Source organism: Vagococcus sp. CY53-2, from assembly GCF_022604695.1.
Classification (GTDB): Bacteria; Bacillota; Bacilli; order Lactobacillales; family Vagococcaceae; genus Vagococcus.
In genome coordinates this window covers 75,370-100,107 of sequence record NZ_JALAHP010000003.1, presented here as the reverse complement: position 1 = coordinate 100,107, position 24,738 = coordinate 75,370, and the positions used below count along the sequence as shown (strand labels likewise).

The 24,738-nt window shown below is 33.0% G+C and carries 20 protein-coding genes; 11 read left to right on the top strand and 9 right to left on the bottom strand.

What is annotated here, in order from left to right; all coding sequences use genetic code 11:
* The first annotated feature begins 71 nt into the window (after positions 1–71).
* The 4 genes from MN581_RS06370 (at position 72) to MN581_RS06355 (ending at position 5,902) form a co-directional block, all read left to right on the top strand.
* Positions 72–1,511, top strand: a complete 1,440-nt coding sequence (locus MN581_RS06370; protein WP_117973264.1) for a PLP-dependent aminotransferase family protein — start codon at positions 72–74, stop codon at positions 1,509–1,511.
* A gap of 236 nt (positions 1,512–1,747) precedes the next feature.
* On the top strand, positions 1,748–3,421 hold the full coding sequence (locus MN581_RS06365) for a ribonuclease J (RefSeq protein ID WP_241699433.1): 1,674 nt from the start codon (positions 1,748–1,750) through the stop codon (positions 3,419–3,421).
* A 200-nt stretch (positions 3,422–3,621) separates the two neighbouring features.
* Positions 3,622–4,938, top strand: coding sequence for a DRTGG domain-containing protein (locus MN581_RS06360; protein WP_117973432.1), 1,317 nt, complete (start codon positions 3,622–3,624; stop codon positions 4,936–4,938).
* Between the two features lie 10 nt (positions 4,939–4,948).
* The gene (locus MN581_RS06355) at positions 4,949–5,902 is read left to right on the top strand and encodes a bifunctional oligoribonuclease/PAP phosphatase NrnA (RefSeq protein WP_117973262.1); all 954 of its coding nucleotides are present in this window, start codon (positions 4,949–4,951) and stop codon (positions 5,900–5,902) included.
* 46 nt (positions 5,903–5,948) lie between these two features.
* Here MN581_RS06355 and MN581_RS06350 read toward each other — a convergent pair whose 3' ends face one another.
* Positions 5,949–6,467, bottom strand: coding sequence for a GNAT family N-acetyltransferase (locus tag MN581_RS06350; RefSeq protein WP_117973261.1), 519 nt, complete (start codon positions 6,465–6,467; stop codon positions 5,949–5,951).
* A gap of 235 nt (positions 6,468–6,702) precedes the next feature.
* Between MN581_RS06350 and MN581_RS06345 the strand changes: the two genes are divergently transcribed.
* Positions 6,703–7,419: a YebC/PmpR family DNA-binding transcriptional regulator gene (locus MN581_RS06345; protein ID WP_117973260.1), complete on the top strand. Its 717-nt coding sequence runs from the start codon at positions 6,703–6,705 to the stop codon at positions 7,417–7,419.
* Between the two features lie 22 nt (positions 7,420–7,441).
* Here the strand turns inward: MN581_RS06345 and MN581_RS06340 are convergent, their stop codons facing one another.
* Both MN581_RS06340 and MN581_RS06335 read right to left on the bottom strand, forming a co-directional pair.
* A complete protein-coding gene (locus MN581_RS06340; protein ID WP_117973259.1) occupies positions 7,442–8,218 on the bottom strand; it encodes a DUF6681 family protein in 777 nt (258 codons plus the stop codon).
* Positions 8,219–8,689, bottom strand: coding sequence for a hypothetical protein (locus MN581_RS06335; protein ID WP_241699432.1), 471 nt, complete (start codon positions 8,687–8,689; stop codon positions 8,219–8,221).
* Between the two features lie 591 nt (positions 8,690–9,280).
* Here MN581_RS06335 and MN581_RS06330 point away from each other — a divergent pair.
* Both MN581_RS06330 and MN581_RS06325 read left to right on the top strand, forming a co-directional pair.
* The gene (locus MN581_RS06330; RefSeq protein WP_117973257.1) at positions 9,281–10,357 is read left to right on the top strand and encodes a S66 peptidase family protein; all 1,077 of its coding nucleotides are present in this window, start codon (positions 9,281–9,283) and stop codon (positions 10,355–10,357) included.
* A gap of 255 nt (positions 10,358–10,612) precedes the next feature.
* Positions 10,613–10,882: an AIM24 family protein gene (locus MN581_RS06325; protein ID WP_241699431.1), complete on the top strand. Its 270-nt coding sequence runs from the start codon at positions 10,613–10,615 to the stop codon at positions 10,880–10,882.
* Positions 10,883–11,033: 151 nt separating this feature from the next.
* Here the strand turns inward: MN581_RS06325 and groL are convergent, their stop codons facing one another.
* Both groL and groES read right to left on the bottom strand, forming a co-directional pair.
* Complete coding sequence (gene groL / locus MN581_RS06320; RefSeq protein ID WP_241699430.1) at positions 11,034–12,662, bottom strand: chaperonin GroEL; 1,629 nt, start codon at positions 12,660–12,662, stop codon at positions 11,034–11,036.
* 26 nt (positions 12,663–12,688) lie between these two features.
* Positions 12,689–12,988, bottom strand: coding sequence for a co-chaperone GroES (groES, locus tag MN581_RS06315; protein ID WP_277756553.1), 300 nt, complete (start codon positions 12,986–12,988; stop codon positions 12,689–12,691).
* Positions 12,989–13,129: 141 nt separating this feature from the next.
* Here groES and MN581_RS06310 point away from each other — a divergent pair, with 141 nt between their 5' ends.
* On the top strand, positions 13,130–13,720 hold the full coding sequence (locus MN581_RS06310) for a type II CAAX endopeptidase family protein (protein ID WP_117973254.1): 591 nt from the start codon (positions 13,130–13,132) through the stop codon (positions 13,718–13,720).
* A 35-nt stretch (positions 13,721–13,755) separates the two neighbouring features.
* Here MN581_RS06310 and MN581_RS06305 read toward each other — a convergent pair whose 3' ends face one another.
* Positions 13,756–14,391, bottom strand: a complete 636-nt coding sequence (locus MN581_RS06305; protein WP_071457448.1) for a redox-sensing transcriptional repressor Rex — start codon at positions 14,389–14,391, stop codon at positions 13,756–13,758.
* A 183-nt stretch (positions 14,392–14,574) separates the two neighbouring features.
* On the opposite strand from MN581_RS06305, the gene MN581_RS06300 reads away from it, so the two are divergent.
* On the top strand, positions 14,575–16,512 hold the full coding sequence (locus MN581_RS06300) for an ATP-binding cassette domain-containing protein (RefSeq protein WP_241699429.1): 1,938 nt from the start codon (positions 14,575–14,577) through the stop codon (positions 16,510–16,512).
* A 144-nt stretch (positions 16,513–16,656) separates the two neighbouring features.
* Here the strand turns inward: MN581_RS06300 and MN581_RS06295 are convergent, their stop codons facing one another.
* The 3 genes from MN581_RS06295 to queG all read right to left on the bottom strand — a co-directional run bounded on the left by MN581_RS06295 (position 16,657) and on the right by queG (position 21,634).
* The gene (locus MN581_RS06295; RefSeq protein ID WP_233519185.1) at positions 16,657–18,648 is read right to left on the bottom strand and encodes a 5'-nucleotidase C-terminal domain-containing protein; all 1,992 of its coding nucleotides are present in this window, start codon (positions 18,646–18,648) and stop codon (positions 16,657–16,659) included.
* A 148-nt stretch (positions 18,649–18,796) separates the two neighbouring features.
* On the bottom strand, positions 18,797–20,296 hold the full coding sequence (yjeM, locus tag MN581_RS06290; RefSeq protein ID WP_241699428.1) for a glutamate/gamma-aminobutyrate family transporter YjeM: 1,500 nt from the start codon (positions 20,294–20,296) through the stop codon (positions 18,797–18,799).
* Between the two features lie 159 nt (positions 20,297–20,455).
* Positions 20,456–21,634: a tRNA epoxyqueuosine(34) reductase QueG gene (gene queG, locus MN581_RS06285; RefSeq protein ID WP_241699427.1), complete on the bottom strand. Its 1,179-nt coding sequence runs from the start codon at positions 21,632–21,634 to the stop codon at positions 20,456–20,458.
* Positions 21,635–21,739: 105 nt separating this feature from the next.
* Here queG and MN581_RS06280 point away from each other — a divergent pair, with 105 nt between their 5' ends.
* Together MN581_RS06280 and pepF are read left to right on the top strand one after the other, a co-directional pair.
* The gene (locus tag MN581_RS06280; protein WP_241699426.1) at positions 21,740–22,885 is read left to right on the top strand and encodes a competence protein CoiA family protein; all 1,146 of its coding nucleotides are present in this window, start codon (positions 21,740–21,742) and stop codon (positions 22,883–22,885) included.
* Positions 22,886–22,909: 24 nt separating this feature from the next.
* Complete coding sequence (gene pepF / locus MN581_RS06275; RefSeq protein WP_241699425.1) at positions 22,910–24,724, top strand: oligoendopeptidase F; 1,815 nt, start codon at positions 22,910–22,912, stop codon at positions 24,722–24,724.
* Positions 24,725–24,738: the final 14 nt, after the last annotated feature.

Sequence of the window (24,738 nt, the reverse complement as noted above, 5' to 3'; positions counted from 1 at the left end):
AAAACTACATCCGGTTTTAGAAAACTGGACCCATCCAATTTATGATATACTAACATCAAAGAGGTGATTTTATGGAAATAAAAATCAACAAATCATCCCACACTCCTTTATATCGACAAATTATGAATCAATTAATTAATCAAATTAGTGATGGGCTTTTATATGAAGGGGATCGTTTACCATCAGAAAGAACATTAGCTAATCAGCTACTTATTAATCGAAGTACAGTCGTTCGAGCATATGATGAATTAGAAGCACAAGGATTCGTAGAAAAAAAGGCAAGTAGTGGAACGTATATTTTGAGTCAATCTGGAGAAAAACAGGAAAATCATTTAAGAAGGAGAATTCAATATAATGACGTTAAATATCAAAAAAGTGAGTACGAACAGCAATTAGAAAAATTATTGTTGAATGATAAATACAGTGTATTGGATGGTTACACTGGAGAATTACCTTATAGCTTAATCCCGAATATTAGTTTACCTAATGTTAATTGGCAATCTTTTTTATCGGAAGAAGTATCTAATTTGGGGTACCTCCCATTAAGAAACAAGATTGCCCAATTAGTGTATGATATGTATTCACATTATCCCAAATCACAAGAACTTATGTTAACTGCTGGAGGTCAACAAAGTTTGGTTTTATTGATTCAAGCTTTATTAAAGTCTGGGGATACAGTTGCCGTTGAAGATCCTTCTTTTTTTAATGGTATTTCTGTTTTAAATGCGATGTCGATAAAGGTGATTAAAATTCCAGTTGATAAAGACGGGATGAGTGTATCAGTTTTAGAAAAAATCGTGAAAAAAGAAAGTATTCAACTTGTTTTAACCAATCCTAATTTTCAAAATCCTACTGGTACCACTATGACTTTGACACGCAGAAAAAAATTGATTGAATTATGTCAGAGGTATCGTATTCCAATTATTGAAGATGATGTGTTTGGTCAACTATCATTTCATTCGCTAAATCCATACCCATTGTTAAAAGAGCTAGAACCACAATCTGTTATTTATATAGGTTCTTTATCTAAAATATTGGGAAGTCGTATGCAATTAGGATGGATTGAAGCACCAAGCTATGTATTAGATAAAGTAGTTAAATTACGAGATGAGTATGAAACGCAGCTAAATATTTTTCCGCAAGTTATGGCATCATTTGCATTAACTGATCCAAATTTTTCAAAAAAATTATCTCTTCTACAAGAAACACTTAAAAATCGAATGACTTATTTTGTTAATTTACTTCAAATGACTTTATCCAAAGATATTGACTTTACGTTACCAAAGGGTGGGTATTATATTTGGTTAACTTACAATAGGAGAATATTGACAAAAGAAGATTGGCTATTATTAATAGATAGCCGTTTGGCAGTATTACCTAGTTTTACGATTACCAAAAGCAGTCAAAGTTGTCGTGTGAATATAGCAAGATTAGATAAGAAAAAAATGGATTTATTTGTATTGAAACTGAAAGAGATCATTCTACAATGGAATAAACAAATACTAGAATGATACACTTATTTCATAATAAATGGGTAAGAAAGTATATCTTACAGAAATTTTTTGTTTTTTATGATAAAATGGTATCAACTTAAGACGTGTAAAATTTATTGATAAAAATAATTCGCACAAGAATTATGTAGGCAATTATTTTGTGGCATTATCAATAAATATAGATCGTGAACAAGAAAAATAATGAAAGTAGCTATATGAATGAATTGGTATAGCATAATTGAGGTGGAAATTTAGTGAGTCAAGTAAAAATAGTTCCTCTTGGTGGAGTCAGAGAGAATGGAAAAAGTATTTATGTAGCAGAAATTGAAGAAGAAATCTTTGTTTTAGATTGTGGATTAAAGTATCCAGAAAATGAACAATTAGGAATTGATATGGTTATTCCTGATTTTTCATACTTAATTGAAAAAAAAGATAATATTGCGGGTATCTTCTTAAGTCATGGACATGCAGATGCTATTGGAGCATTGCCCTATTTATTAGAAGAAGTTTCAGTTCCAGTATTTGGGTCAGAATTAACTATTGAATTAGCAAAAATTAATGTGAAAAATTATCCAAATACAAAAGATTTTAATGATTTTCATGTAATAGATGAAAATACTATTATAGAGTTTGCTCAATCTGAAGTGAGTTTCTTTAGGACAACACATACTGTTCCAGATTCAATGGGAATTGTCTTGACAACTCCTGAAGGACAAATTGTGTATACAGGTGATTTTAAATTTGATCAAAGTGCTAGCCCAATGTATCAAACGGACTTTGCAAGATTAGCAGAAATTGGTAAAAAAGGTGTTTTAGCCTTATTAAGTGATTCGACAAATGCTGAAAGTAATATGTTGTCAGCTTCTGAAAATGAAGTGGCTGATGAAGTTGTTGATACCTTTAGATATTGGGAAGGAAGAATCATTGTTGCTAGTGTGGCTAGTAACTTACAACGTATTCAACAAGTATTTGATGCAGCTTATTTAAGTGAACGTTTTGTTGTGTTAACAGGCAAAGACGTTGAACAAATTGTTCGGACAGCCATTCGTTTAGGAAAATTAACCTTACCAAATGACGAATTAATTATTACAGAAAAACAAATGAAAAATAAAGAGCCTCATGAGCTAGTTATTTTAGAAACTGGTCGTATGGGTGAGCCGTTAAACACATTACAAAAAATGGCTAGTGGTCGCCATCGTTTTATTCGCATTGCTGAAGGAGACTTAATCTACATCACAACAACACCATCAACTGCTGTTGAAACAATGGTAGCCAAAACAGAAGACATGGTTTATCGTGCCGGTGGAACAGTACAAACTATTTCTGATACAGTAAAAGTGTCAGGTCATGCGAATCAAAATGATTTAAAATTAATGCTGAATTTGATGAAACCAACATTCTTTATACCAATTCAAGGTGAGTATCGTGTGTTGGCAAAACATGCAGAGTTAGCTAATGAAATAGGCATTCCATTTAAAAATATCTTTATTTTAGGTCGAGGAGACGTTTTAGAGTTTGAAAACGGTCGTTTGCGTATGACTGGTTCAATTGAAGTTGAAAATGTCTTGATTGATGGATTAGGTGTTGGTGATATTGGAAACATTGTGTTACGCGATCGAAAAATATTATCAGAAGACGGGATTATTATTGCAGCGATTACGATTAATCGCCGTGAGAAAAAAATTATTTCACCAGCTAGAATTACGTCACGTGGGTTTGTCTATATGAAATCAAGCAACAATTTGATGAAAGAAAGTGGCGACATAGTTGAAACCGTAGTTTTAGAAAACTTAGAGAAACAAGATTTTGATTGGGGGATTTTGAAACAAGAAATAAGAGACCAATTAAGTCGTTATCTCTACGAACAAACGAAACGTCGACCAGTTATTTTACCAGTTATTATGGAATCAAGTCAGAAAAGAAAATAAATTAAGTACAACACGTCAAAACGTGAATTTACGTTTTGACGTGTTGTTTTATATCAGTTATTTGTTTTCTGTTATAGGATTCAAATGTATTTTTAATGTGTTTTATGATAGAATATAAACATTACAAAAGGATTTGTATTAATACAGATTTTTTAAGTTAACTATAACAAGAAGAAAGCAATAAGGTGACACATATGAGCATGACAAAACATGATCAAATATTAGCACATATTGAGTCCTTGCCTGTAGGAGATAAAATTTCTGTTCGAGGCATTGCCAAAATGTTAAGCGTTAGTGAGGGAACGGCTTATCGTGCCATTAAAGAGGCAGAAAATGTGGGATTGGTATCCACTATACAGCGAGTTGGAACGATAAGAATTGAAACGAAAACAAAAGAGAACATAAAAAATCTAACCTTCAAAGAAATTGTTAAAATTATCGATGGTGATGTATTAGCGGGGAAAAAAGGATTAAAAAAACCATTAGATAAATTTATTATTGGGGCGATGACAGAAAAAAGCATGTTACGCTATATTACGCCAGGAGCTTTAATGATTGTTGGAGATAGAGAAGGTGTTCAGCGGTTAGCACTAAATAATGGTGCGGCTGTTCTGTTAACTGGTGGATTTGAAATCAGTCAAGATATTATAGACTTAGCAGATGAAGTTAAAATGCCTATTTTACGTACATCTCATGATACCTTTACTGTTGGAATGCTAATAAACCGTGCTATTAGTGATCAGATGATTAAAAAGGATATCGTGTTGGTAGAAGATATCCAAACACCTGAAAATGAAACATTCTATATGACAACGAAAGATACGGTTGAAGATTATGTTAAATTGGTTGAGAAAACTGGATACACACGTTTTCCTGTAGTAAATAAATCTAATCGCTTAGTGGGGATGGTAACAGCAAAAGACGTGTCTGATAAATCACTGACACAATCTATTGAAAAAGTTATGACGAAAGATCCACGATATGCTAAATCACATATGAGTGTAGCAAGTATCGGACATCAAATGATTTGGGATGGTTTGGAGATTATTCCTGTGGTGGAAGATGATCTAACGCTTGTCGGAATTATATCACGACAAGATGTGATGAGAACTGTTCAATTAGCACAAAAGCAACCGCAGGCTGCACATAAATTGACGGATCATATTACTAACCAGATTGTGGAAAAAGAAATGCCTGAAAAAGGAGATGCTATTTTTACATTTGTTGTCACGCCACAGATGATTAATAATTTAGGAACGCTCTCTTTTGGTGTATTAAATCAAATTATTTCAAGTGTTGTTCGTTCAACGATGTTATCACGATACAATTTTCATTCGGTTATTGAGCAAAGTAGCTTATATTATTTCAAATTAATCCAAATGGATAGCGAAATAGAAATCAGAACTCAAGTGATAGAAGTTGGTAGACGTTCAGGAAAAGTTGAAGTAAGTGTATATAAAGATAATATCGTTTCTGCAAAAGCGATTGCAGTATGTCAGTTAATGGATCCAGTTTAGGAGGAAAAGTATGACTATTAGTCAAGAAATTTTAAAAGAAATAAAACATTATGATACCATCATGATTCATCGCCACCAAAGCCCAGACCCAGATGCACTAGGCTCACAAGGTGGTTTAGGAGAAATATTAAAAGCAAGTTTTCCTAAGAAATCCATTTATTTAGTTGGTGGCCCTGTGAATGATTTAGACTACCTTGTCACGATGGATGACGTGAGTGATGAGATGTATCAAGATGCTTTAGTTATTGTGACAGATACTGCGAATGCTCCACGAATAAGTGGAGAGCAGTATTACTTAGGAAAAAAATTAATTAAAATAGATCATCATCCGGATGATGAGCCTTATGGTGATTTATCATGGGTAAATACACAAGCAAGTAGTACAAGTGAATTGATTTATGATTTTTATGAAGAAAACAAAGAACATCTTGTTATGACAGATAATGCTGCGAGATTACTTTATGCCGGTATTATTGGAGATACTGGACGATTTTTATATCCTGGAACAACGTCTCACACATTATGGGTAGCTAGTCAATTGCTAACATACGACTTCGATGCGGCAAGATTAAGTCGATATATGGACGAAGTAGATGAAAAAATTTCGCGTTTGTCAGGATACATCTACGAAAATATGGTTTCGGATGAAAATGGTGCAGCGATGGTGTTATTAACACAGGATGCATTGAAAGAGTTTGATGTAGTTGATTCGGAAACACCAGCTATTATTCCTTTACCAGGAAAGATTCGTGGGATTTTATCGTGGGCAATTTTTGTTGAGCAGCCTGAAGGATTTTTTAGAGTTCGCTTGAGAAGTAAAGGTCCTGTGATTAATGGTGTTGCAAAACGACATCATGGTGGTGGTCACCCATTGGCTAGTGGAGCAAATGCTAAGGATATGGATGAAGTGGAAGAAATATTTGAAGAAATCAAAACAATTGTTAGTGAATATAAAATATCATAAGTAAAAAAGCGTAAAAATAAGTTAATCTTATTTTTACGCTTCTGTATTATCCGAGTATTTTTTCAACGACTAATTGTTTGCCATAGTCACCATTATGTGTAGAGATAGCTTTATAACCTTGTTTTTCCCAGAAACGAGAAGCACGTTTATCATCTTCTATAAACGTTAAATGCATGATTTTAGTTCCTGTATCAGATACTGTTTTTTCTAAGGCATTATACAGTTCTTGAGCGAGTTTTGTTCCTCTGTATTCTTCTTCTAATATAAAGTAACCAAGTATGCCAGTTTCTTTTTGAGGATAATCTTCTACCCAGTCAATGAATCCCATTAATCTATCACGATCAAAGATACCATACATGTATTTTTGAGAAGGTAATACTTTGGGAGGTAACGAAGTGAAGAATTCTTTTACTTGTTCATCCGTTGGAACAGCAGTTACATAATCAGTAAAGTAGTCTTTGGTTCTTAATAAAAATTCTTTAAAGATAACCAAATCTGCTTCATTATTTCCATCAAGTAATCGAATATGAATGGATGGAAAATCAATTGTATTAAAATGTTTCATAAAATATATACCTCTTTCTATCTGTATGGAACAGTTATTACTACCTAAGAATAGCTCATATTATTGGGAAATAAAAGGTATTAGAGGAAAAAAGTTAAAAAACGTGTTGATAATCAGTGTTTTATGTTTAAGATTGAAAAAAATACTTTGCGAAATGCTAATAAGCAAGTATAATAAAACAGGACGTTTTTGCGTTACAACTGAAACAATTTATTAAGAAAGAGAAGTGAGACTATTGGGACGTAAATGGGCTAATATCGTAGCTAAGAAAACAGCTAAAGATGCAAATAACAGTAAAGTTTATGCCAAATTTGGAATTGAAATTTATGCAGCAGCAAAATCAGGTGATCCAGATCCGCACTCTAATCAAAAACTTCGTTTCGTTATTGATCGCGCAAAAACATACAATGTACCAAAACATATTATTGATCGTGCTATCGAAAAAGCAAAAGGATCAGGCGATGAAAATTATTCTGAATTACGTTATGAAGGATTTGGGCCAAATGGTTCGATGGTGATTGTTGATACGTTAACAAATAATGTCAACCGTACAGCAGCAGACGTTCGAGCAGCATTTGGTAAAAATGGTGGGAACATGGGTGTATCAGGTGCTGTAGCATACATGTTTGACAATACAGCGATTTTTGGTTTTAAAGGTGAAGACGTGGATGAAATTTTTGAGTATCTATTAGAAAAAGATATTGAAGTCAAAGATGTGTTCGAAGAAGAAGACCAAATCATCGTTTACGGTGAATCAAGTGATTTCCACGCGATTCAAGAAGCATTAAAAGAAAAAGGAATTACAGAATTTTCAGTAGCTGAAATCCAAATGCTTGCTCAAAATGAAGTAGAATTATCAGAAGAAGATTTAGCTCAATTTGAAAAGATGATTGATGCGTTAGATGAATTAGAAGATGTTCAACAAATCTTCCACAATGTAGACATGGATTAATAAAAAAGTCAGAAGAATTGAATTATTTCTTCTGACTTTTTTTGCGTCGACTCATATGTGATACCTCTTTAGAAGACTTATTCTGACTAGATTGAGGGATGATATGTTCATCATTGTCTTTAACCCGTAATTCCAAAGTATAAGGTTCTTTGTAAATAATACCATCTTTTTCATAAGAACCACCATTAACAAAAACACCAAGTGGGATTAAAGAATCAGCCTCATCATTAATTTTAATGGTGGCAACTTTGGTTAAGTCTTTATAGCTACTACCAATAAATAATTCCCCTTTTGATATTTTATAAAATGGAATCAATGTATAATCTTCTAGCTCGTAAGCATAGTCATTTAATTTTTTTGCTTGAATGTAATTTTTATCAAGTAGATTATGAATAACAGTATCAATGACTTGATCACTATTATCTATTAATGTTAAAGTAAGCAACTTACCTTGTATTTTAGGAGTTGTTGATGAGGTTTGGACAGTCTCATCAAACGTTGCATCTTCGGGGACGATATTTTCTATCAAGTTAGTGACGTCCCATTTAACTTTTTGATTTTTAAAATAATAGATAAAGTTTAAAACTATAAAATAAGCTAATACAATAAATATTAGTAAATATAAACTCATTCTTAAGTAATTTCCATTTTGAAAATATCCTTTAACAATTCGTAAAATATAAAGTGTTGGAAAGACACTCACAACGGTTAATATTTTATTTTGTAGTCTTGGATTAATATTTAAATAATTTAAAAATTTAGTAATATTGCTTAAAATCAAGGTTAGTATTGCATCCATCTAATTATTTCCCCCAGTGACTGTTTTATTTTCATTTGTTTTAGGAGAAACTTGTTTTGTTTGAACATCTGGTGTTACGGTTTCTTCTGTTTTTTCCATATCATTTTGATTGTTCATTGACTCCTGAACATCAGAAGAAGGAGTGGTATTTTCAACCGAAGATTGTTCATCTTGTGTTTGATTTTGCTTGGTTTCTTTACTATTTCTCGTTTTATTTTGATTTTCAGATGTTGAGCTATCTGTTTGTTGAATAGGGCTATTGCTCGTTGTATCTGAATCGTTACTTTCTTTTGTTGTGTCTGTTTGATTTTGAGTTGTATGTGTTGTAGTTTGCGTTGTAGAAGTGTCTGTTTTTTTGGTTTTATAGTTACTTCCATCTACAACAGCAGTTGTTGCACTAATCCCCAAAGCAATACTGAAAATAGCAATAGGCTTCAAAAAAGGGGCAACAATTTTTTTATCTTTTGACATACATGGCTCTCCTTTCGTACTAAGTCATAATTCACCATTCTATCATAACAGATTTTTTTGTTTTTAAAAAAGTAAGAGATGGTTTTCTAATATATTTAAACTATTTTTAATAAGAGTGGCCTTATGATAACAGTCATATTTGATATTTTTTTACAAAATATGTCAGTATTTTTATGCAGTGAAGATTCCATTAAGGGGAGGAACTATCTGAAAGGATAATTCCTACCCTTTTTTTGCTGATTTTTAAGTTGAAAAAAGAGGGAAAAAGATTACTAATGACTAAAAAAGAAGGTTTTCTATATGGCATAGTGATTTTTGGTATTACTGCAATGACTATGTGTGTTTATAGTCTATACTTAGCATTTTGATCAATTATTTACAGTAGCAGGATGTGTTTCTTGATGACGTTTATCGGGGATGTGGTCGGATAGGGGTTAGCAGTAATCTCTCGTAAAGTAACGGTACTCTTGCACTCAAAACAAGTAGAAGAGTCTGTTGAATATGATTAAACAGTAACTTTGGTGGAGACATCAAAGTTATTTTTTTATGGTATAATTTGTAGAATCAGTGACTAGTGTTAGGAGGAAAGATATGTTTAAACCAAGACGATTAAAACGTGGAGATAAAGTTGCGATTATCAGCTTATCAAAAGGATTATTGGGAGAAGAATTTGTTGAACATAACCTTATTTTAGGGAAAAAGAGATTGGAAGATTATGGGTTAGACGTTGTGTTTATGCCACATGCTTTAAAAGGGATAGATTTTGTTGATAGACATCCAGAAAAAAGGGCCAAGGATTTGATTCAAGCTTTTGAAGATGACTCTATCAAAGGGATTATTTGTGCGATTGGAGGAGATGATACTTATCGAACACTTCCATATCTAATGGAGAATGAAAAATTTAAAAATTTAGTCAAAACTAAACCAAAATTATTCACTGGATTTTCTGATTCTACGATTAATCATTTGATGTTTTATTGTCTTGGTTTAACCACTTATTATGGGATGGCTTTTATTCCTGATTTAGGCGAAATTAGTGATAGTATGTTGCCTTATACTGAAAAGTATTTTAGTTATTATTTTTCAGAAAGTCCGCTATATGAAGTAATAAAACCTAGTGAAGTTTGGTATGATGAACGGCTGGATTTTTCTAAAAATGCATTAGGGCAACAACGTATTAGCCATATTGAGACAAAAGGCTATGAGTTGCTACAAGGTAAGTCGGTATTTGAAGGAGAATTGTTAGGTGGTTGTATCGATAGTTTGTATGATATGTTAACACCATTTACAAATAGTGATGAACCAGAAGTGGTTGAACGATACGGTATTTTTCCAGACTTAACGAATTGGCAAGGAAAGATTTTATTTATTGAAACGTCAGAAGTGAAAGAGTCGCCAGAAACAGTTGAAAAAATGTTGGGAGTATTGAAAGACAAAGGTATATTTGATGTGGTGAATGGTGTTATTTTTGGTAAACCACAAGACGAAGTATTTTATGAAGAATACAAACAATCTTTAGTTAAAGTGATTGATAATAAAGAGTTGCCAATAGTTTACAATGTTAATTTTGGCCATGCGACGCCACGATGTGTATTGCCATATGGGGTTCGTGTACAAGTTGATAGTGAGAAACAAGAAATTAGATTGTTAGAGTTGGCGTTTATGTAAGAGGAAGGTCGATGGAGAAATTTGCTTAATAATAAAAGATTATTTAGACAAAAAAGCGGTGATTTGTGGCGCCGAATAAACAGATATCACTTTACAAGCTAGTGTTATGTAGTGGACAGTTGGAGATGTCAGTGCAACAACTGGTGTAAAAGGTGTAGGCAACTTTTTTAGTAACAATGTTCGAGGTGCTATAACGAAATAATCTGCGATTAAGTCTGAATATACAGGTAAAGGATTACTAGTGCTTGAACCAACGTGTATAAATATATTCTATTATTTGATGTAACACACTGGGACAATTCAATTGTACTTGATGATGGTTTATTCTTAGCCTGTGACTCAAGATTAAAACATAAAGCAATTATGCGTTCAAAGATGTCATCAGCTATGGTGGGAAACGAAGGATTGTTTAATTTAAATATAAAAGGTAGTGGGGTTCTTTGTTTGGAATCTCCAACACCTTATGAAGAACTGATTGAAATTGAATTACAAGATGATGTATTAAAAATAGAAAGATTAACATAATATGAGGGTTTTATCATATTATGTTATATAAAGATATAAAAAAGTTTAAAAAGAGTTATGAATAAATATTTTTGGATGAAATAAAAGGAACCACTTGAAACATAAAGTCTCAAGTGGTTCCTTTTATTTCAATATGTCTCCTTTAAAGAGTTTACATCATACCGCCCATCATTGATGGGTCCATTCCACCAGGCATGCCGGCAGATTCTGGTTCTGGTTTGTCAGCAATAACCCCTTCAGTCGTTAAGATTAAAGCAGAAACACTTGCAGCATTTTGTAAAGCTGAACGTGATACTTTAGTTGGATCCACGATACCAGCATCAATCATGTTAACCCAAGTATCCTCTTTTGCATTGTATCCAACACCTGCATCAGCTTGTTTTAGTTTATCAACAACAACTGAGCCCTCCATACCAGCGTTTTCAGCGATTTGACGAACTGGTTCTTCTAAAGCACGGACAACAATGTTCACACCAGTTTTCTCGTCACCTGTTACATCAAGTTCAGCCACTTTTGGTAATACATTAACAAATGCCGTACCACCACCAGCAACAATCCCTTCTTCAACAGCAGCACGAGTTGCGTTTAACGCATCTTCAATACGTAGTTTTAATTCTTTTAATTCAGTTTCAGTTGCAGCACCAACTTTAATAACAGCAACACCACCAGCTAATTTAGCTAAGCGTTCTTGTAATTTTTCACGGTCAAAATCTGATGTTGTTTCAGCAATTTGAGAACGGATTAATGACACACGATTTTCAATTGCTTGTTTGTCACCATTTCCTTCAACAATTGTTGTGTTATCTTTGTCGATAACCACTTTACTTGCAGAACCTAGGGCATCAATTGTTGTGTCTTTTAAATCTAATCCTAAGTCTTCAGTGATAACAGTTGCGCCAGTTAAAGCAGCAATGTCTTGTAACATTTCTTTACGACGGTCACCAAAGCCAGGAGCTTTAACAGCAGCCACATTGAATGTACCACGGATTTTGTTTAAGACTAATGTTGGTAAAGCTTCACCATCAACATCATCAGCAATGATTAATAATGGTTTACCTTGTTGTAAAATTTGCTCTAATAAAGGTAAAATATCTTGAATATTAGAGATTTTTTTATCTGTAATTAAGATGTATGGATTTTCTAAAACAGCTTCCATTTTATCGTTGTCTGTTACCATGTATTGAGATAAATAACCACGGTCAAATTGCATTCCTTCAACAACGTCTAATTCAGTTTCAATCCCTTTAGATTCTTCGATTGTGATAACGCCGTCGTTACCAACTTTTTCCATTGCTTCAGAGATTAATTCACCAATTTTTTCACTACCAGAAGAAACAGCAGCTACTTGTGCGATTGATTCTTTAGAGTCAATTTTTTTAGAAATAGCATGTAATTCTTCAACAGCTTTTTTAGTAGCAAGTTCAATCCCACGACGAATGCCAATTGGATTAGCACCCGCAGTGACATTTTTAAGCCCTTCACGAACGATTGCTTGAGTTAAAACAGTTGCAGTCGTTGTTCCATCACCTGCGATGTCATTTGTTTTAGAAGCTACTTCAGCCACCAATTGAGCCCCCATGTTTTCAAAACGATCTTCAAGTTCGACTTCTTTAGCGATAGTGACACCATCGTTTGTAATTAATGGAGAACCAAATGATTTATCTAAAACAACGTTACGTCCTTTAGGTCCTAATGTTACTTTTACAATATTTGCTAATGTATCAACACCACGTACCATTGAGCTACGAGCGTCTTCAGAGAATTTAATATCTTTTGCCATTTATTATTCACCTCATCATTTTATTTTTATTCTACGATTGCGATTATATCTTTGTCGTGTAGTACTAAGTAATCTTCACCAGAGTCACTGACTTCTTGACCGGCATATTTTTCGAATAGGACAGTTTGTCCAACGCTTACAGATACGGATAATTTTGTCCCATTTTCTAAAGTACGACCATCACCAATAGCAATGACCTCACCTGTTTGAGATTTTTCTTTTGAAGCTGATGTTAAAACTAGTCCACTGGCAGTTTTTTCTTCCGCTTCTTTTACTTTAATAACAACACGATCTCCTAATGGTTTTAACAATGTGTATCCCTCCATAATTTTATTTTTTAGCACTCTTGTTTAATGAGTGCTAATTACATCTTTTATAATACAGATAAATGTTTTTTTTTGCAAGTATTTTGATACAATAAGAAAAGATATCAAAATCAACGATAGAAAAGATAGGTGTAAGCACAGATGACATTGAATCGAAATATGATTTATACAAGTTTTCTATATTTATTTTTATTGAACAGTCATTTATTTTTTTCATTAAATAACAATCAAACTATGTTGCTTTATAGTGTCATAGTATGGTTAATTTTAGTTATTTATTTTAAAACGACAAAAAAAGATACGTTAACAAAATCAACTTCTTCTATAAAAAAAATAGCATGGTGGGGAGTTGTAGGTCTGTTGTTAAGTTTTATGGTCCAATGGGGATTTTTATTTATCACTAATATGATTTCTCCAAGTTTAAATCTCAACACAGATATATCAGGTCAATCAACTTATTTATTTTTGCTTGTCTCTATTTTATTTAATCCTATCATGGAAGAATTGGTTTTTCGGTTTAGTTTTGTCAATTGGATTGGACAAAAATTACCGATTTGGGTGGGGATTGTAGTAAGTTCGCTGATTTTTATGTTGATGCACACAAGTGGGAATCTGATGATTTACTTTGGTTTGGGTATGGTTTTTTCATATATTTATAAAAAAAGTGGAAGTATTTTAACATCTATTCTGGTACATATGGTGATGAATGGGATAGTGCTTTGGCTAAATTAAAAAAGCTTAGCGACAGCGGTCGATAAGCTTTTTATTTAGTCTTCTTTGTAGTTAGATAAGAAGTAGATTAATGTTTGCATTTCATTTGTTAGGTCAACATTTTGAATTTGAACATCCTTTGGAACGTTGATACGAATTGGTGTGAAATTCATAATGCCTTTGATTCCGGCTTCAACTAGACGGTCAGCATTTTCTTGTGCATGTGCTGGTGGGACAGTCAAAATGGCAACATCAATATGTTGTGCACGAATTTGTTCGACCATATCATTAGCATCATAGATAGGAACGCCATCAAGTATGCGACCAACAATATCAGGTTTAACATCAAATGCAGCACTGATACGAATACTATCACTTTGATGGAAACGGTAGTTCAATAATGCGTGTCCTAAATTACCAACACCGACAAGAGCTACATTTGTTAAACGATCTTCATTTAACGTTTTAGCAAAAAAAGTCATTAAACTTTCCACGTCATACCCGTAACCACGTTTACCTAGTTCCCCAAAATAAGAAAAGTCACGTCGAATAGTAGCACTGTCAACTTTCACAGCCTCACTTAACTCAGTTGAAGAGACTTTTTTCTTTCCTGAATCAAATAAAAATTTTAAATATCGATAATACAAAGGTAACCTTTTGGCAGTTGCCTTTGGAATAGTCGTGTCTTTCATAATAATTCCCCTCACTTTTCATATACCCTCATTGTTATAAAGTTCACGTTAATAGGATACCTTTACTAAGGGATAAAAGCAATTTTTACGCTTATATTTGAGTAATTCTGAACGATAAATATACCAAACATATCTTATGTTTTATGATAAACTGTTCTTATAAGTTAAAAGATGGAGGACGTCATGATTTTATTACAAGCTAACAATGTCTCTAGATTATTTGGAGATGACGTATTATTTGAAAATATACAATTAGATATACAAGATAAAAGTCGAATTGCGCTTGTTGGACGTAATGGTGCAGGGAAATCGACATTATTAAAAATATTAGCTGGCATTGAAGAGCCAGATACAGGTTTAGTTACGAAAACAAGAGATTTAACAATGGGTTATTTAGACCAACATACTGGTTTAGAATCAGATAAAACGATTTGGGAAGAGATGCTTAGTGTCTTTGACTATGTTCAAGAGATGGAAAAAAACTTACGACAATTAGAAAAAGACATCGCCGATCCAAATATCCATGATGATGAAGAAAAATATCAACAAGTACTAAAAGATTACGATAAATTACAACATGAGTTTAATGAAATGAATGGGTATGGTTATGAGTCTGAAATAAAATCTGTTTTACATGGATTTCGTTTTGATGAAAGCTATTTTGATGTCCCAATTCAAAATCTATCAGGTGGTCAAAAAACTCGTTTAGCATTGGCTCGTTTGTTATTGGAAAAACCTAATCTACTCATTTTAGATGAGCCGACTAACCATTTAGATATTGATACATTAAATTGGTTAGAAGGGTATTTACACGGCTATCGTGGGGCTATTTTGATGGTATCCCATGACCGTTATTTCTTAGATAAGATTGTGAATGAAGTATATGATATTAGTCGAAGAAAAATTAGTCATTATAAAGGTAATTATTCGAAGTTTTTAGAAATGAAAGCTGAGAGGTTAGAACAAGAAGAAAAAGAATACGAAAAACAGCAGGATAAAATTGCAAAACTAGAGGACTTTGTGGCACGAAACATTGTACGTGCATCAACAACAAAACGAGCACAAAGTCGTCGTAAACAATTAGAAAAAATGGAAAAATTAGAGAAGCCTTTAGGTGATGAGAAATCAGCTCATTTTCTATTTAAAATCAATCGCACGTCAGGTAGAGAAGTGCTAACGCTGGAAGATGTGGCAGTGGGGTATGATGATCTTATTTTAAGTGAACCTATTAATCTAGCTTTGCGTAAACAAGAATCCATTGCTTTAGTTGGCCCAAATGGAGTTGGTAAATCAACATTATTAAAGAGTATTATTGGAGATATTCCATTTATTAAAGGAACAGCTGATATTGGCCATAAAGTAGATATTGGTTACTATGACCAAGAACAAGGAAAACTTAGTGGAAGTCAAGGCGTGTTGGAAGAATTATGGCGTGAGCATCCAACGACACCAGAAAAAGATATCAGAACACTTTTAGGTAGTTTTTTATTTTCTGGAGAAGACGTTAAAAAAACGATTAACTTATTAAGTGGGGGGGAAAAAGCGAGAGTAGCATTAGCAAAATTAGCGATGCAAAAAGATAATTTCCTTATTCTTGATGAGCCGACTAACCATTTGGATATTGACAGTAAAGAAGTTTTGGAGAATGCGTTAATCGAGTATGATGGAACATTATTATTTGTTTCTCACGATCGTTACTTTATTAATCGAATCGCAACAGGCGTTTTAGAGTTGTCAGAACATGGTAGTACTTATTATCATGGGAATTATGATTACTACCTCGAGAAAAAAGCAGAAGAAGAAGAAAGACAAGCTTTATTGAATGAAACACAAGACAATGTAGTGAATCAAGTAACTAAAGATAAATTAAGTTACGAAGAATCAAAAGAGCGACAAAAAGAACAACGTAAACTGGTGCGATTAGTTGATTCATTGGAAGCTGAGTTGCAAGAAGCAGAAGAAAAAATAGAATCTATCCAAAAAGAGATGGAGCAACCAGAGATTTTAGAGGATCATGAACAACTCTTAGATTTAGATAAAGAATTACAAGAAACCTATGCTAAACAAGAAACGCTATTAGAATCTTGGGAACATGCTTCAGTGGAGTTAGAGTCATTTTAAAAAAGAGGCTGACCCAGAAGTCTTAAAATAGAAAAAATCCCGTGAAATCAGTTTATTAAAATATTGATTTCATGGGATTTCTGTTTTATTAGTTTGGTGATTTTTATTTAATAAATTACTTTTGGGCCAGCCTCTTTTTAGTGACTATTTTTTTCGAATTTGGTTTATTTGGGAATATAAATCTCCAGTTGTTTTAACATTTTTTAATTTTGTTTTATCAATGTTAGCTTTTTTACTTAGTTTTGTTATATCATCGTCGTTGGCAACTTCATCCACATTAATTGATTTTATATTGGTTACTTTTCCGTCTTCCATACTTGGAATCTCAATAATATCATCATTAATCAATTCAGCAACGTCTTGATGAGCTTTAGAGTCAGTATCAGTACCAACGATTTTCCAATTATTCAGTAACTTACCTTCATAGACACCATTTTTTTCTTCTTTGATATATCGAGCAGATAATTCACGAATACGACCTTCAACTTCACCAAAAGCATCAGGAGAAAAGGTAGAGTATACTTGGTTGAATTTTCTACCAGCTAAAGGCCCTTCTTCTGAAGTTAAGAAATTCATTCGATATTGATTCATTCCAATTTTCAAAGGCTCATTTAAATCAATAGGGGTGTCATCAAGTCGTCTTAAATTAGTAATGCGTTTACCAGCTGGTTGGGATAAATCAATGTCGTATTTTACATTGTAAAAGCGATCGTTTGTGTTGTATTTATTGATTCTTCTTTTTGGATTATAACTAATGGTGACATCTCCTGGTTGGCTTTGATTGTAGTAATCAGCTCCCCATTCCATGTAGTCTTTTAAGTCTTTTCCGGTAATATCAAAGACTGTCACTTCGCCATCAGTAAATTGATAGTTTCTGGCAATATCTTTTTTCTTAATGTCACCGATATCTAATGACGGTGTATCGGTATCGATTTGGAAAGCCACAACATCAGCATTTTTACTATAATGAAGCATCACTTCACCAAAGAAGTTAACTAAAGGTGTTTCTTCTATTTGAGCATTTGAAATCCCTTTAATATCGTTTTTAGGAACTAAGTCCATTCCAGTTAATTGACCAACGACAGTATTCGCGACTTTACGCGCTTTTTCATGAGATGATTTTAATAAATCATTGATTTCCTTATCTTCCTTATATTTAGCAACTTCAATCGCTGATCCTTTTTTATTTTTTACTTTGTAGCCATCTTTTGTTTTGTCTAATGTTAAATCAACGCGTGAGACAAATCGACCATACTTATCAGGTTCTACAATTAAGACATTATTAATGTATTCCTCTTCTACTAATTTATGCATGTGTCCGGCAAAAACCACATCTAATTCAGGAATGGCTTCAGCCATATCCGCAACACCAGTATTATGTACATCATTTTCATTATCTAATCCCATATGTACTACACCAACTAAAACATCGACTTTACTTTTCAACTCTTTTACAACGTTAATCGTTTCTTTGACTGGGTCTGTTAGTTTTTTTCCATCAAAAATTGTAGTATCTTTTTTAAATTCCGCAACCATTGGAGTGGTCATTCCAATAAAACCAACTTTAATCCCATCTTTTTCAATAACTTTGTAAGAATCAAAATAAGGTTGATCATTATCTAATTTAACATTACCTGCTAGGACAGCTCCATCAAATTGGTCAGTGATGTTGTCTAAAACATCAAAACCATAATCAAATTCATGATTTCCCATAGTCCAAACATCGTACTTAAGAGCTTTTAGTACAGTTGTTGCAGGGTGATTATCATCGTTTTTAAAAATTTCAGCTGAGTTGTCTTGAATTAAATCCCCGGCATCAACAAGTAGAGTATTCTTATTGTTATCTCTAACTTCTTTTACGATAGTTCCAATTTGAGAAAAACTACCGATTTTATTTTCGACATCTGTTGTATAATCCCAGGCCATATACCGACCGTGAATATCAGATGTTCCTAAAATGGTTAATTCTTTTTGTTCTGACTCTTTTTTCTTAGAAGAGTCTTCATTTGTTTTAGTTGTACAACCAACTAACCCGACAATCCCTAATAATGTGATTGTTGCTAATTTAACTTTTTTCATAATCTGTTGTATATCACCTTTATTTGATATACTTCTCCTTTCGATTTTTGGTGACATTTATGTATCCCCTTACAAAACCTAACATAGCTGTTTATAAATAACAATATCAAAAGATAAAGTGTTATATTTTTAGTATATTTGATATAACATAGTTGAATCATAAAAAAAAACCAAAGTGCGTATAAGCGTACTTTGGTTTTGGTATTTAGTCTTTTTTACGTTTCTCGTAGCGATTGAATAAAAGTAGGGCAATTAATGAAAATAATACGGGTCCGGCAATTTGCCATAGTGTATCTCCCCAAACAGGACCACCTTCTCTAAATAATGGTTCAATAATGGTAAAGATATTAGCAAACCCAATAACAGCCATGACAATAATGGTGCTTATCATGTATTGTGTTTTGGTTTTGAAAATATTAATTGAATGATCAATATCTGATTTTTGTTTAAACGCCGGGAAAGCACCTGTTAAAAATAGATATGGAACAGTCATTGAGACGTTTACCATTAAGGTTAAAACATTATAGAATGATTGTGCGTCTTTACCACCAAATGACACTAAAGCTAAGATAAGAACCACAATCACACATTGAATCCACATAGCAAAAGCTGGCATGCCTTTGTCATTTTCTCTAACCATTTTTTCAGGCCAAAGTCCTTTTGGTGTTCCTTCGATAATCGTTTTTAATGGCGAATAGATTAAAGTAAAGAAAGCACCTAAGTAAGCTAGAAACATGGATAAACCTGTAAATCTAGCAAATGCATGCCCAATGGCTAAAGCAGTATCTGTTGATAAATTAATTGCTCGACCTAATTCAAATCCTAGATTATTCATTAAGACATAAGTGATATTACCAAGATTGACATTATTACCACTTAAAACAGAATCCCAGTTTGTTGACACACCCCATAAAAGAATGGTTAATGCATACCCAATAGAGATGATGATAGCTGAAAGAATAACTCCTTTAGGAAAGTTTTTTTCAGCGTTTTCTGTTTTATCAACTAAACCACCGACAGCTTCCAATCCTCCATAAGCAAAAATAGCAAATACTAAAAATGAAATAATGGCCAGTGGAGAATTAAATCCTGGATTAGGTGAATCAATAAAACTTTTCATGCCTTCGATTGGTTGAGCGACTTGTCCTTTGTTAAAAACTAAAATAATTAAGCTGACAACGATTAATACAACATTTAAAAATGTTACAGCAATCCCACCAACAGATGTGATTTTAGTGATTTTATCTAATCCTCTTGCTGCGAAAAAGGTGACAATAATAATAAATAAAATAGCAAGTAATCCAATTGTTTGAGTCGAATCAAGACCAAATAAACTCCAATAATTGGTGTGATCTGAACCTGAGTAAGTGGTTGATAGCGTAATGAATACCTTAGTTGATACATTAACCATCCAAATGATATAAGAGGTGTACCACATAAATGTCCCAATGAACGCATATTTTGGTCCAACAGATTTTTCCATCCAAGTGTACATCCCACCACTTTCATGTTTGAAAGTAGACCCATATTCAGCCATCATAAGTGCATATGGTATAAAGAAAAAGAGTGCAGCTAAAATATACCAAATGATTGCACCGTATCCCATACGATAAAAGGCGACTGGAGCATTACCAAACCCGAATACCGAGGTAAAAATCATTAAGATTAAACCGAACAGGGTTACTTTTTTTGTTGCTTTTGTCATAAAAAATCCTCCTTAAATTAAAATACATTGTTATACCCCATAGTTATAGTATCAAATATTCTGATAATAGATTAAAAGAACTGAGTAAAATGTTAGTAAATTTACTCAGTTCTTTTAATATGTTTATTAAATTATTACTTTTTTATTAGCCTATTCTTACTAAAAATCATCTATTATCTTATTTTTTTTTAAAATTCTCATTCTGTCGATTGCTTTTCTCATTTCTTCTTTTGCTTCATCGTCAGTTTCTTTGTTAAAGTATTCGATTAAAAAGTCAAGGATAGCCCGATTGTTTGGGTCAATTACACTGAGTGACCAGGCAGCTGTTCCTCTTATAACAGGACGAGGGTCATTTTCTATACAGCTTAATAGATTAGGAATACTTGTTTTATCTCTCACATTTGCTAATGCAATAATGGCATTTCGTTGGATTGGTTTTTTCCCCCGCCAAGATCCGGCAAGGTAACCAAAGCGTTCTTTAAATTCACGATTGGAGATTGTTAATATCGGTTTTAGTAAAGGCGTCACGATTTCAGGGTCTGGTTCCATTTCTTTATGAAAATGAAAGTTTTTCCCTTTATTAAAAGGACAGACTTCTTGGCAAATATCACATCCATAAATAATTGACCGGATTTTTGGTCGGTATTCTTCAGGCATGAATCCTTTTGTTTGTGTTTGATAGGATAAACATTTTTGAGCATTCATCCTACCATCTCCTAGTAAAGCAGAAGTGGGACATTGATCGATACACTTAGTACAATCGCCACATTGATTTTCAATTGGCATGTCTGGTTCAAATGGAATATTTGTAATAATTTCACCTAAATAAACATAGGACCCAAACTCTTCTGTGATTAATAATCCGTTTTTTCCAATAAAACCAAGTCCTGCTCTTTGTGCCACAACAACGTCTATTAATTCACCAGTATCGACCATTGGTTTAAATGTTACGTTTAAGTTTTGAGATGCTTCTTCTTTGATAAAGTCGATTAGTTTATTCAGTCTGTCTTTTAAAATATCGTGGTAATCAATCCCCCAAGATGCTCGAGCAAATTTTCCACGTTTTTCACCTCGGACAGATTTTAAGCGGTTATTCATTCGTGTTGGGTATGCTAGGGCAATTGAAATAATAGATTGCGGTTGATCAAAAATTAATTCTGGAAAAAGGCGCTCATCAATGTTTCCATGTTCAAAGCCTGTTGTATGATGGTTTTCTTTTTGTTCGATGAGACTATCTTTTAAATGATCAAATGGTTCAGCAGTAGTAAACCCAATCTTATCAATGCCAATTTCTTTGCTTGCTTCAATTATTTTTTGTTTTAATAAGTGAGTATCCAACGCATTATCCCTCCAGTTTGATTCTTTACTAAGTATCAAACAAACCTTTTTATATTTCAAGCTTTTTTCTGCTATTTGCGAATGTAGTTTAAAAGAGGTGAAAATATGCTTGTTGCAATCAATAAAAAAGAAGAGATGATTATGAGTCAACATGCTACTAAAAGAGAAACGTATTATTGTCCATGTTGTCATGGTGAAGTCATTTTAAAAAAAGGTGAGATTAAGTACCCACATTTTGCACATAAAAAAACAACTGTTTGTCAGACAGCTACTGAAAATGAGTCTTTTGAGCATGTAGCAGGAAAACTACTTATTGCTAAAAATTGTGAGATATTTGGTTCAGAGTGCCAACTTGAGGCCTATTTACCAGAAATTAACCAACGAGCAGATGTATTGATTGATAAAACTCTGGCAATTGAATTTCAATGTAGTTCATTAAGTATTGAACGGTTAAAAAAAAGAACAACACATTATAAACAAAATGGTTACCAAGTTTTCTGGATTTTAGGCCAGAAGTTAGGACAGTTGACCAGTTTGACAGAATTGAAAAAACATTTTATTTATTTTGATAATGACAGAGGATATGTTGATTTTTGTTTGTTGATTGATAAAGAGATGTTAGTTATGACACATTATTTAGCCCATAATGGTAAAGATATGATTGTTCGAAGGAAAAGCTATTCGCTACAGGATTATAGCTTAAAAGAGTTGTTATTGAAACAGTGTGTGATCGCTAGTTATAGTGTTTTAAGTCCATTAAAAGAGGTGAGTCGAAGAAAAGATAGACTATCCAGGCGTTTGTTGCAATCAGATAAGTCATTAAGAGTGTTACAAGAGTATTTATATCAACAATCGTATCATTTATTGTATTTACCAGAAGTGGTGTATTTACCGAGTTTATATCATCCTTTCTTTAAAGAGACAGAGCTAGTAGTTCGTTTGATTATATTTAATGAATTAAAGCATCAAAAAAAGAGGTCTTATGTTGAATTAAAAGAAAGGATTATAAGTGAGATACCAGACGAAATGTTGGATGATTACGCTAATTTAGAAAAATATCAAGTCATAGATTATTGTTTATCTCTATATCTCCACTTTTTAAAAGAACTAACAGTCATTGAAGAAATATCTCAAAATGTATTTCATGTTAAAGAAGAGGAGGTATTGAATAACGCTCAATGGAAAAAATTTTTAAAAAAAAGAAGTGAAAGACTAACTCTTCCGTTAAAATATGATATGATTATTAAGTGATAATGAGAAAGGGGTTATTTAAAGATGAGTGAAACAAAACAATTACCAAATCGTTCGGAACTACCAGAGGACTTAACATGGGACTTAACACCTATTTTTGCATCAGATGATGCCTTTAACGATGCATTAGAGTCATTAACATCAGATTTAGAAAAAGCAAGCGAGTATCAAGGAACATTAAAAAATGGTGCAAAGGCTTTTCTATCAGCGATTGAATATGTATTATCTATTCATCGTACGACAGAAAAAATTTATGTGTACTCACATTTAAAAAATGATCAAGATACAGGCAATGCGACTTACCAAGGCGTGTATGCAAAAGCTAGCACGATTGCAGCTAAAGCAGGGGAGGCTGTTTCATGGTTTGGTCCAGAAGTTTTAACATTATCAGATGAGACAATAGAGGCATATTTTAAAGAAGAATCTGGTTTAGAAATCTATCGTCATTTTATTAATCAAATTACGGCAGATAGAGCACACACCTTATCTGAAAAAGAAGAAGCGTTACTAGCTGGGGCAAGTGAGATATTCTCAGCATCAAGTCATACTTTTTCTATACTAAATAATGCTGATTTAGAATTTCCAATTGTAACAGATGAAGAAGGTGAAAAAGTTCAATTATCTTCAGGAATGTATGGTCAATTAATGGAAAGTACTAATCGCGAAGTTCGTAAAGAAGCATTTGAAGGATTGTACAAAGTATATAAACAATTTAGAAACACGTTTGCAAGCACGTTATCTTCCCACGTGAAAAAACATAATTTTAACGCACAGATTAGAAATTATGAATCTGCTAGAGAAGCTTCTTTAAGTGCTAATCATATTCCAGAATCAGTCTATGATACATTGTTAGATGTGGTACATAAAAATTTACCATTATTACATCGTTATGTTGCATTGCGCAAAAAATTATTAAATGTTAGTGAGTTGCATATGTATGATATGTATACACCAATATTAGGTGATGCACCAATTCGTTACACTTATGACGAGGCAAAATTAAAATCACTTGAAGGGTTGTCTCCATTAGGTGAAGAATACTTAGAAATCGTTCAAGAAGCGTATGGTGACCGTTGGATTGATGTGGTTGAAAACAAAGGTAAACGCAGTGGGGCATATTCTTCAGGAAGTTATGACACAAAACCTTATATCTTATTAAATTGGCATGAAAGTTTAAATCATTTATTTACGCTAGTTCATGAAATGGGACATAGTGTTCATAGTTACTATACAAGAAAAAATCAGCCTTATGTGTATGGCGATTATTCTATCTTTTTAGCAGAAATTGCCTCAACAACTAATGAAAACTTACTAACAGATTATTTGTTAAAAACAGAAAAAGATCCGAAAGTTAAGGCCTTTATTTTAAATCATTACTTGGATGGTGTAAAAGGCACAATCTTTAGACAAACGCAATTTGCTGAATTTGAACATTTTATTCACACAGAAGATGCGAAGGGAACACCATTAACAAGTGATTATTTAAGTGAGTACTATGCTGATTTAAATGCGAAATACTATGGTGATTCGGTAGAGCGCGATCCAGAAATCGCGTATGAATGGAGTCGTATTCCTCATTTCTACTATAATTATTATGTGTATCAATACGCAACAGGTTTTTCTGCTGCAACTGCTTTAGCAGATAAAATCATTCGTAAAGAAGATGGGGCTTTGGAAAATTACTTAACTTTCTTGAAATCAGGAAATAGTGACTACCCTATTGATGTCATGAAACGCGCTGGTGTTGATATGACACAATCAGCTTATATTGAAGAAACGATGAAAGTATTTGAAGCGCGTCTTAATGAATTAGAAACATTAATTGAGTCATTTGAATAACATAAAAGGAATGC

What these genes read in the sequence shown, in the direction of transcription:
- MN581_RS06335 (WP_241699432.1), bottom strand. Translation starts at nt 8,689, where the DNA reads ATGTCAAAAGATAAAAAAATTGTTGCCCCTTTTTTGAAGCCTATTGCT.
- MN581_RS06340 (WP_117973259.1), bottom strand. Translation starts at nt 8,218, where the DNA reads ATGGATGCAATACTAACCTTGATTTTAAGCAATATTACTAAATTTTTA.
- MN581_RS06330 (WP_117973257.1), top strand. Translation starts at nt 9,281, where the DNA reads ATGTTTAAACCAAGACGATTAAAACGTGGAGATAAAGTTGCGATTATC.
- groL (WP_241699430.1), bottom strand. Translation starts at nt 12,662, where the DNA reads ATGGCAAAAGATATTAAATTCTCTGAAGACGCTCGTAGCTCAATGGTA.
- pepF (WP_241699425.1), top strand. Translation starts at nt 22,910, where the DNA reads ATGAGTGAAACAAAACAATTACCAAATCGTTCGGAACTACCAGAGGAC.
- MN581_RS06360 (WP_117973432.1), top strand. Translation starts at nt 3,622, where the DNA reads ATGACAAAACATGATCAAATATTAGCACATATTGAGTCCTTGCCTGTA.
- MN581_RS06355 (WP_117973262.1), top strand. Translation starts at nt 4,949, where the DNA reads ATGACTATTAGTCAAGAAATTTTAAAAGAAATAAAACATTATGATACC.
- MN581_RS06310 (WP_117973254.1), top strand. Translation starts at nt 13,130, where the DNA reads ATGACATTGAATCGAAATATGATTTATACAAGTTTTCTATATTTATTT.
- MN581_RS06280 (WP_241699426.1), top strand. Translation starts at nt 21,740, where the DNA reads ATGCTTGTTGCAATCAATAAAAAAGAAGAGATGATTATGAGTCAACAT.
- MN581_RS06370 (WP_117973264.1), top strand. Translation starts at nt 72, where the DNA reads ATGGAAATAAAAATCAACAAATCATCCCACACTCCTTTATATCGACAA.
- MN581_RS06305 (WP_071457448.1), bottom strand. Translation starts at nt 14,391, where the DNA reads ATGAAAGACACGACTATTCCAAAGGCAACTGCCAAAAGGTTACCTTTG.
- groES (WP_277756553.1), bottom strand. Translation starts at nt 12,988, where the DNA reads ATGGAGGGATACACATTGTTAAAACCATTAGGAGATCGTGTTGTTATT.
- MN581_RS06295 (WP_233519185.1), bottom strand. Translation starts at nt 18,648, where the DNA reads ATGTCACCAAAAATCGAAAGGAGAAGTATATCAAATAAAGGTGATATA.
- MN581_RS06350 (WP_117973261.1), bottom strand. Translation starts at nt 6,467, where the DNA reads ATGAAACATTTTAATACAATTGATTTTCCATCCATTCATATTCGATTA.
- yjeM (WP_241699428.1), bottom strand. Translation starts at nt 20,296, where the DNA reads ATGACAAAAGCAACAAAAAAAGTAACCCTGTTCGGTTTAATCTTAATG.
- MN581_RS06300 (WP_241699429.1), top strand. Translation starts at nt 14,575, where the DNA reads ATGATTTTATTACAAGCTAACAATGTCTCTAGATTATTTGGAGATGAC.